The sequence below is a fragment of the Coriobacteriia bacterium genome (genome assembly GCA_013334745.1).
Taxonomy (GTDB): Bacteria; Actinomycetota; Coriobacteriia; order Anaerosomatales; family JAAXUF01; genus JAAXWY01.
In genome coordinates this window covers 1-5,700 of the sequence record JAAXWY010000076.1, presented here as the reverse complement: position 1 = coordinate 5,700, position 5,700 = coordinate 1, and the positions used below count along the sequence as shown (strand labels likewise).

Genomic DNA, 5,700 nt, shown 5'->3' with positions numbered 1-5,700 from the left:
CGTGCAGCAGGAAGAGCCGACCAGCAGTGACGCGCACGTACGCCCCCACCGGGAAAAGAGAACACGGAAGATCAAGACCTGGGACGTTGAAGGTTCGCGCCGGTTCCACCGTGCAGTCATGGGTGACAACCACGGTCAGGGGGAGCGTTCCAGGGAACGCCCGATCGGTCCGAACCTTCACTTCAACGCCACCCACGCCCGCCGCGATCTCAGTGAGGGTCGGGTAGGTGGACGCTTTTTCGTTGCTCACTTGCCACCCTTGCGCGACTTCCACCGCTTGACGATCGCGCGCACGCCCAGCACGCCCGCTGCAAGGCGACGACGAACGGCCCTTCGGGGCCGTTCTGTCGTTGCGCGCGCGTCGAGCGACGCCCCGCCAGCGCCCCGAGCGGGTATCCTTTGCGACGCGTCAGTGCGATAGTCTCGTTCGTGCTTGTCGGCTGAGTGAGGATCGAGGTTCGCTTTCGTGGCACATCTGCTCGGGTGTGAGACCGTCTGCCTGGAGTTCCCGTCGAAGAAGCTGTTCGATGCGGTCTCACTCGGCATCGATGAGGGCGACCGTATCGGGATAGTCGGCGGCAACGGGGATGGCAAGTCCTCGCTGCTCGGGCTGCTGTCAGGCTCGCTCGAACCCGATTCCGGCTGCGTCACGCGGCGCGGCGACGTAACCATCGGCACGCTCTCACAGACCGACGCACTCGACCCTGAGGCGACCGTCGAGCATGCGGTCGTGGGCGACGTACCCGAGCACACGTGGGCGTCCGATGCGCGCATCCGAGCGATCCTGCGCGGTCTGATCGCCGACATCGACTGGGACGGGCGGGTCGGCGACCTCTCGGGGGGCCAGCGCCGCCGTGTCGACCTCGCGCGCGTGCTCGTGGGCGACTTCGACGTGCTGATGCTCGATGAGCCGACCAACCACCTCGACGTGCACGCCATCGCGTGGCTCGCCGAGCACCTCAAGAGCCGCTGGCCCAAACGCTCCGGCGCGCTGCTCGTCGTCACGCACGACCGCTGGTTCCTCGACGAGGTCTGCCTCGACATGTGGGAAGTCCACCACGGTCAGGTCGAGATGTACGAAGGCGGGTTCTCGGCGTACGTGCTTCAGCGCGTGGAACGCGCAGAGGCCGCTCAGACCGCCGAGCAGAAGCGCCAGAACGTGCTGCGAAAGGAGTTGGCGTGGCTCTCGCGAGGCGCGCGGGCGCGGGCGACCAAGCCGAAGTTCCACGTTGCGCTCGCGCAAGCGCTCATCGCCGATGAGCCGCCGATGCGTGACTCCATCGAGCTGAAGCGCTCAGCCGTGTCTCGGCTGGGCAAGCAGGTCGTCGACCTCGTCGACGTGACGCAACGCTACGGCGACAAGACGGTCATCGACGACGTCACCTGGCTGATCGGCCCGGGAGACCGGTTTGGGATCCTCGGCGAGAACGGCTCGGGCAAGACGACGCTGCTCAACCTCATCCGCGGCGCGCTCGAGCCCACGTCGGGGCACATCAAGATCGGCAAGACGGTGAAGTTCGCGGTGCTCTCGCAGCACCTCAATGAGCTGACCGATCTGGGCAACTCCCGTGTCCGAGAGGTGCTCTCGCGCTACAGCTCGCGCTACGAGATCGACGGCAAGGAGCTCAGCCCCGCTCAGCTGCTCGAGCGGCTCGGGTTCTCATCGGCGCAGCTCTCGGCACCCGTCTGCGACCTTTCGGGCGGCCAGAAACGCCGGCTGCAGCTGATGCTCATCCTGCTCGACAAGCCCAACGTGCTCATCCTCGACGAGCCCGACAACGACCTCGACATCGACATGCTGGCGGTCGTCGAAAGCCTGCTCGACACCTGGCCCGGCACGCTGCTGCTCATCACGCACGACCGCTACCTCATGGAACGCGTCACCGACGACCAGTTCGCGATCATCGGCGGCAAGGTGCGCCACGTGCCCGGCGGCGTCGACGAGTACCTGCGGCTGCTCGATGCGCGCGGCCAAGCGCGTGGTTCCGCTGCGCCTGGGACGCCGAAGCCGGCGAAGGCCGCACCTGCCGACAAGCCCGCTGCCGGGGGCTCGGACGACGCATCGAGCGCCACCGAGCCCGCGCTCACGCGTGCCGAGGAGTACGCGCTGAAGAAGGAACTCGCATCCACCGAGCGCAAGCTCGAGACGCTGTGCGGGAAGGCCGATGCGATTCGCACCGAGATGACCGAGACGGACCCCTCCGACTACCAGGCGCTTCTCGACGTGCAGGCACGGCTACGCGACATGGAGGCGCAGGTTCGTGCGCTCGAAGACGCGTGGATGGAGCTTTCCGACCGGTTGGCGCGCTAGCGCCGGCGCCCAGACGGCCGAGCCGGGCTCACGATGAGCTGGCGCCCATCGTCTGACGCGCCGCACCTTCGTCGCCGGATTCGGCGACAGGTCGCTTCTTGCGATTCACGCGCTCCCACATCGCATTCCGGCCACGGCTCACCGAGCGGATCTCGCCGGCGTCGGACAGCTCACGCAACACGCGCGTGACCGTGGGGCGGGCGACTTCGGGGCACGCGCGCTCGGCATCGCCGGACGTGAACGACGACGGCAGGCTGCGGATGCAGTCGCTGACCAGTTGACGTTTCGCGCTCCACTCGGCCTTCATGCGCTCGGAGCGCTCAGACTGACCGGTCGCCTTCATCTTGGTTTCGATCTTCTGAAGCGCGGCATCCACTCCGCGCTGCTCAACCTCGCCGCGAGCCACACCGACCGAGTAGGAACCATCGGCCTTCTCCACCCAGACGGAGTGCTGGGCGTCGCAGCGGATGGTCCATCCCATCTTGGCAAAACGCTTCATGCATTCATCGAACAGGCCCGTCCCACCGTCGTCATAGACGACTTCGGGCTGCTCGGACTGTGGCGGCTGCTTGCCCAAGAACATGGCGAAGCCCTCCTTCATAACTCACTCGGCGGCTTCGGGGGCGTGTCCGCGCGAGGTGCGACAGCTGTCCCGGAGAGGCCCCTGGCAACGCAGACCGGTCGCCAGTTACCAAAACGTACACCTGAGCGTATCAGGTTTCGGCCTCGAGGGTGAGGCTGCAGGGCACCGGCCGACGGCGAAATGGCAGCTCGCCGAGCGTCAGACGAAGCCGAAAAGCGGCGGAAAGGCGACCACAACGACCGCCGCCCACACGGCATACACCGGCAGGTAGCGCATCTGCCAGCGCTCAACCGACTCGACTCCTCGCGCCGAGCGCAAGAAGCCCACTTGCAGGAAAGCCGACCACGCCAGATTGACCAGCAGGAGCAGATTGAGGCCGAGAGCTGCGGTCTTGTTGGGGCTGAAGCCGTACTCGGTGAGTCGACGCGCGATATTCATGAGCGCGAAGAGGTCGACGCCGAGCGCGGACACGAGCAGCGCCAGCTGGATCCAGTCGAACGCTCCAGCGGGTGCGTGCCTATCACGCGCCGAGATCCCATACAGCAGTAGCGCCAAGACCAGCACCAGCAGCACATCGAAGACGATGAGCACCTCGCGCTCGACATGCACGATGCCGCGCGTCCAGATCACCCCGACGAGCAGAGCGACGCACATGATCGCGAACAGCGGCGTGAACACGCGCGCGAGCATCGGCGCCATCCCGCCGACGAGGTTACGGCGCGTCCCGACCAGCCACGTCGAGACGATGACTGCGCCCATCGCACCACACGGCAGAACCCACGACTCGACGAACGAGGAGGCGCTCAGGCCGATCGCCTCGAACACGCCGATCGTCAGGGCGATGAGTACCCCTCCGCCCAGCGCGATCAGCACATAGGTGATGAGCCACTCGCCGGTGAATCGGACGAACTCCATGCGCCGGGCATCGGAGCGCCATTCGCCTGCAGCGTGGGCGACGCCGACCGTGAGCCACAGCACGATGGGCAGGTGGATCGCCGCGAGCACTTCGCTGGCGCCCCCGGACGCGAACGGGTAGGCGTTGACGACGACGGCCGCGACGACGAACACCGCAGCCATCGCGGCGACGACGCGCAGGCCCACGCCCCGCCGCCACACGAAGTAGCCGGCAAGGAACGGGAGTACGAAGAAGCTCAGGTTGAGCGCGTAGAACTCGGCGCCATCACCGTTGAAGTCATACCCGAACAGCTCCGGCGCCTTGAATGCGAGCGCTGCGGCGATTGCGCATCCGAGCATCGCCCAGAACTCCCTGCGCTCGCCGGCATCGGCGATGCGCTCCGGAGCACCGGCGACCGGCGGTGCCCACGCCTCACCGGAGTAGGAGCGTGCGAACTTCACAGTGAGGTCGTCGCCCTGCGCCAATCGGTGCAGCGCGACCAGGAACGCCTCTTCGGGCTCAAGGCCCGCAGCGGCGAGCACGGCGAGGTGCTCCCGAAGGGTGGCCTCGCCGGCGGTGGTATGAGCTGCGGTCGCGCCGTTGGCGAGGAGGTCCGTGCGCCAGCGCCCGATCAGGTCTTCAAGCGACTCTGCCTTCAGAGGCGATGTCACGACGGCGCGCCCCCTTCCGATGCGTCCGGCGAAGATTCCTGTCCAAGGATACGCCTCGTCGTGAGGGGGGGCATCAGGGCGAGATCCGCGCCGCTGTCGCCGGGGCCGGGGGCGTGACCACTTTGAGCTCACGCATGTATGACGTCGATGGCATCGTGGTGCCGGAACCGGAGTAGGCGGCCCGCAGACGCCAGGTGCCGGCCACGGTGAGCCGTCTGCTGGTCGTGAGTCGCCCGCTCGGCTCGGGCGTCATGGTGACCGCGAATCGCGTGCGCCAGTACCAGACCCTCACGCGCTTGAGCTTGCCATGCACGCGCTTCGTCACGAGCTTGCTCTCCCAATGCACCGCTGTGAGCGTTGTGGGTGCAACCGTCGCGCACGCGCTGGGCGTCATAGTGGTCGTGATGGTCACGGTCGTCGCCGTCGACGGTGCTGTGCTGTCGATGCTCGGACGCGTGAGCCGCGTGATGGTCTTGGGAGTCATCGCAACGTGCACCGGCGAGCGCAGCCCTGCCCACAACGCGACGTTGGTGACGGTGCGCGTGACATAGCTCGGGTGCGTGAACCGCACACTGAAGACGCCCGGCACGAGACGAGCCGCGATGAACGACCCGTCGACCGCCGAGGGGGCCGCGTATGCGCTGCCGATCTTGAGCTTCGCGCCCGAGATGTTGCCACCAGTGGCCGCGTCGACGACGCTGCCCGCCGCACTCGCGAACGGGTTGGCGCCCACCACGCTGCCTCGCAGCACGGTCCCGCCCCCGCCGACCACCCAGCCGAGCCTGCCGGCCACAACGCTGACGCCCGAAAGCCGCGCAGTCGTCGGCGCGACGTGCCGGGTCCAACTCGCACCGCCGTCGGTGGTGCGCAGCACGATGCCGCCGCCCGTCGCCCATCCGTTCGCGGCGTCGAGCATGCTTACCGACGTGAGCCGGGCACCTGTGGGCGCGCGCCCGATACGCCAGGTCGCGCCGCCGTTGATGGTGCGCAGCACCGTGCCGCGATCGCCCACGGCCACACCGTTGCGCGCATCGGCCATGTCGACGGCACGAAGCGCCGCGGTCACCGGCGTCGTGCGCTTGCTCCAGGTCGCGCCCCCGTCACCCGAGCGCAGCGCCGCGCCGCCCTCGCCCACCGCGACGAGCGTGGTCTCGGTCGCGTAGTCAACGCCGAGAAGTGCGCTGGTCACCGGCACCGGAACCGCCTGCCAGGTGGCGCCCGCGTCTATACTCTTGAAGAA

The 5,700-nt window shown here is 67.7% G+C and carries 4 protein-coding genes; 1 reads left to right on the top strand and 3 read right to left on the bottom strand.

Translation table 11 applies throughout. The annotated features are described in order from the left end of the window. Positions 1-466: 466 nt before the first annotated feature. Complete coding sequence (locus tag HGB10_11800) at positions 467-2,311, top strand: ABC-F family ATP-binding cassette domain-containing protein (protein ID NTU72486.1); 1,845 nt, start codon at positions 467-469, stop codon at positions 2,309-2,311. 28 nt (positions 2,312-2,339) lie between these two features. On the opposite strand, the gene HGB10_11795 is transcribed toward HGB10_11800, so the two are convergent. The 3 genes from HGB10_11795 to HGB10_11785 form a co-directional block, all read right to left on the bottom strand. Next, entirely contained in the window at positions 2,340-2,894 is a 555-nt protein-coding gene (locus HGB10_11795) for a hypothetical protein (GenBank protein NTU72485.1), read from the bottom strand. A gap of 198 nt (positions 2,895-3,092) precedes the next feature. Beyond that, entirely contained in the window at positions 3,093-4,448 is a 1,356-nt protein-coding gene (locus tag HGB10_11790; GenBank protein NTU72484.1) for a hypothetical protein, read from the bottom strand. 85 nt (positions 4,449-4,533) lie between these two features. After that, positions 4,534-5,700, bottom strand: a 1,167-nt coding sequence (locus HGB10_11785) for a hypothetical protein (GenBank protein ID NTU72483.1), incomplete at its 5' end; no start/stop codon positions are given.

Bases quoted from the DNA above. Each gene is read 5' to 3' on its own strand.
- HGB10_11795 (NTU72485.1), bottom strand. From the start codon at position 2,894: ATGTTCTTGGGCAAGCAGCCGCCACAGTCCGAGCAGCCCGAAGTCGTC.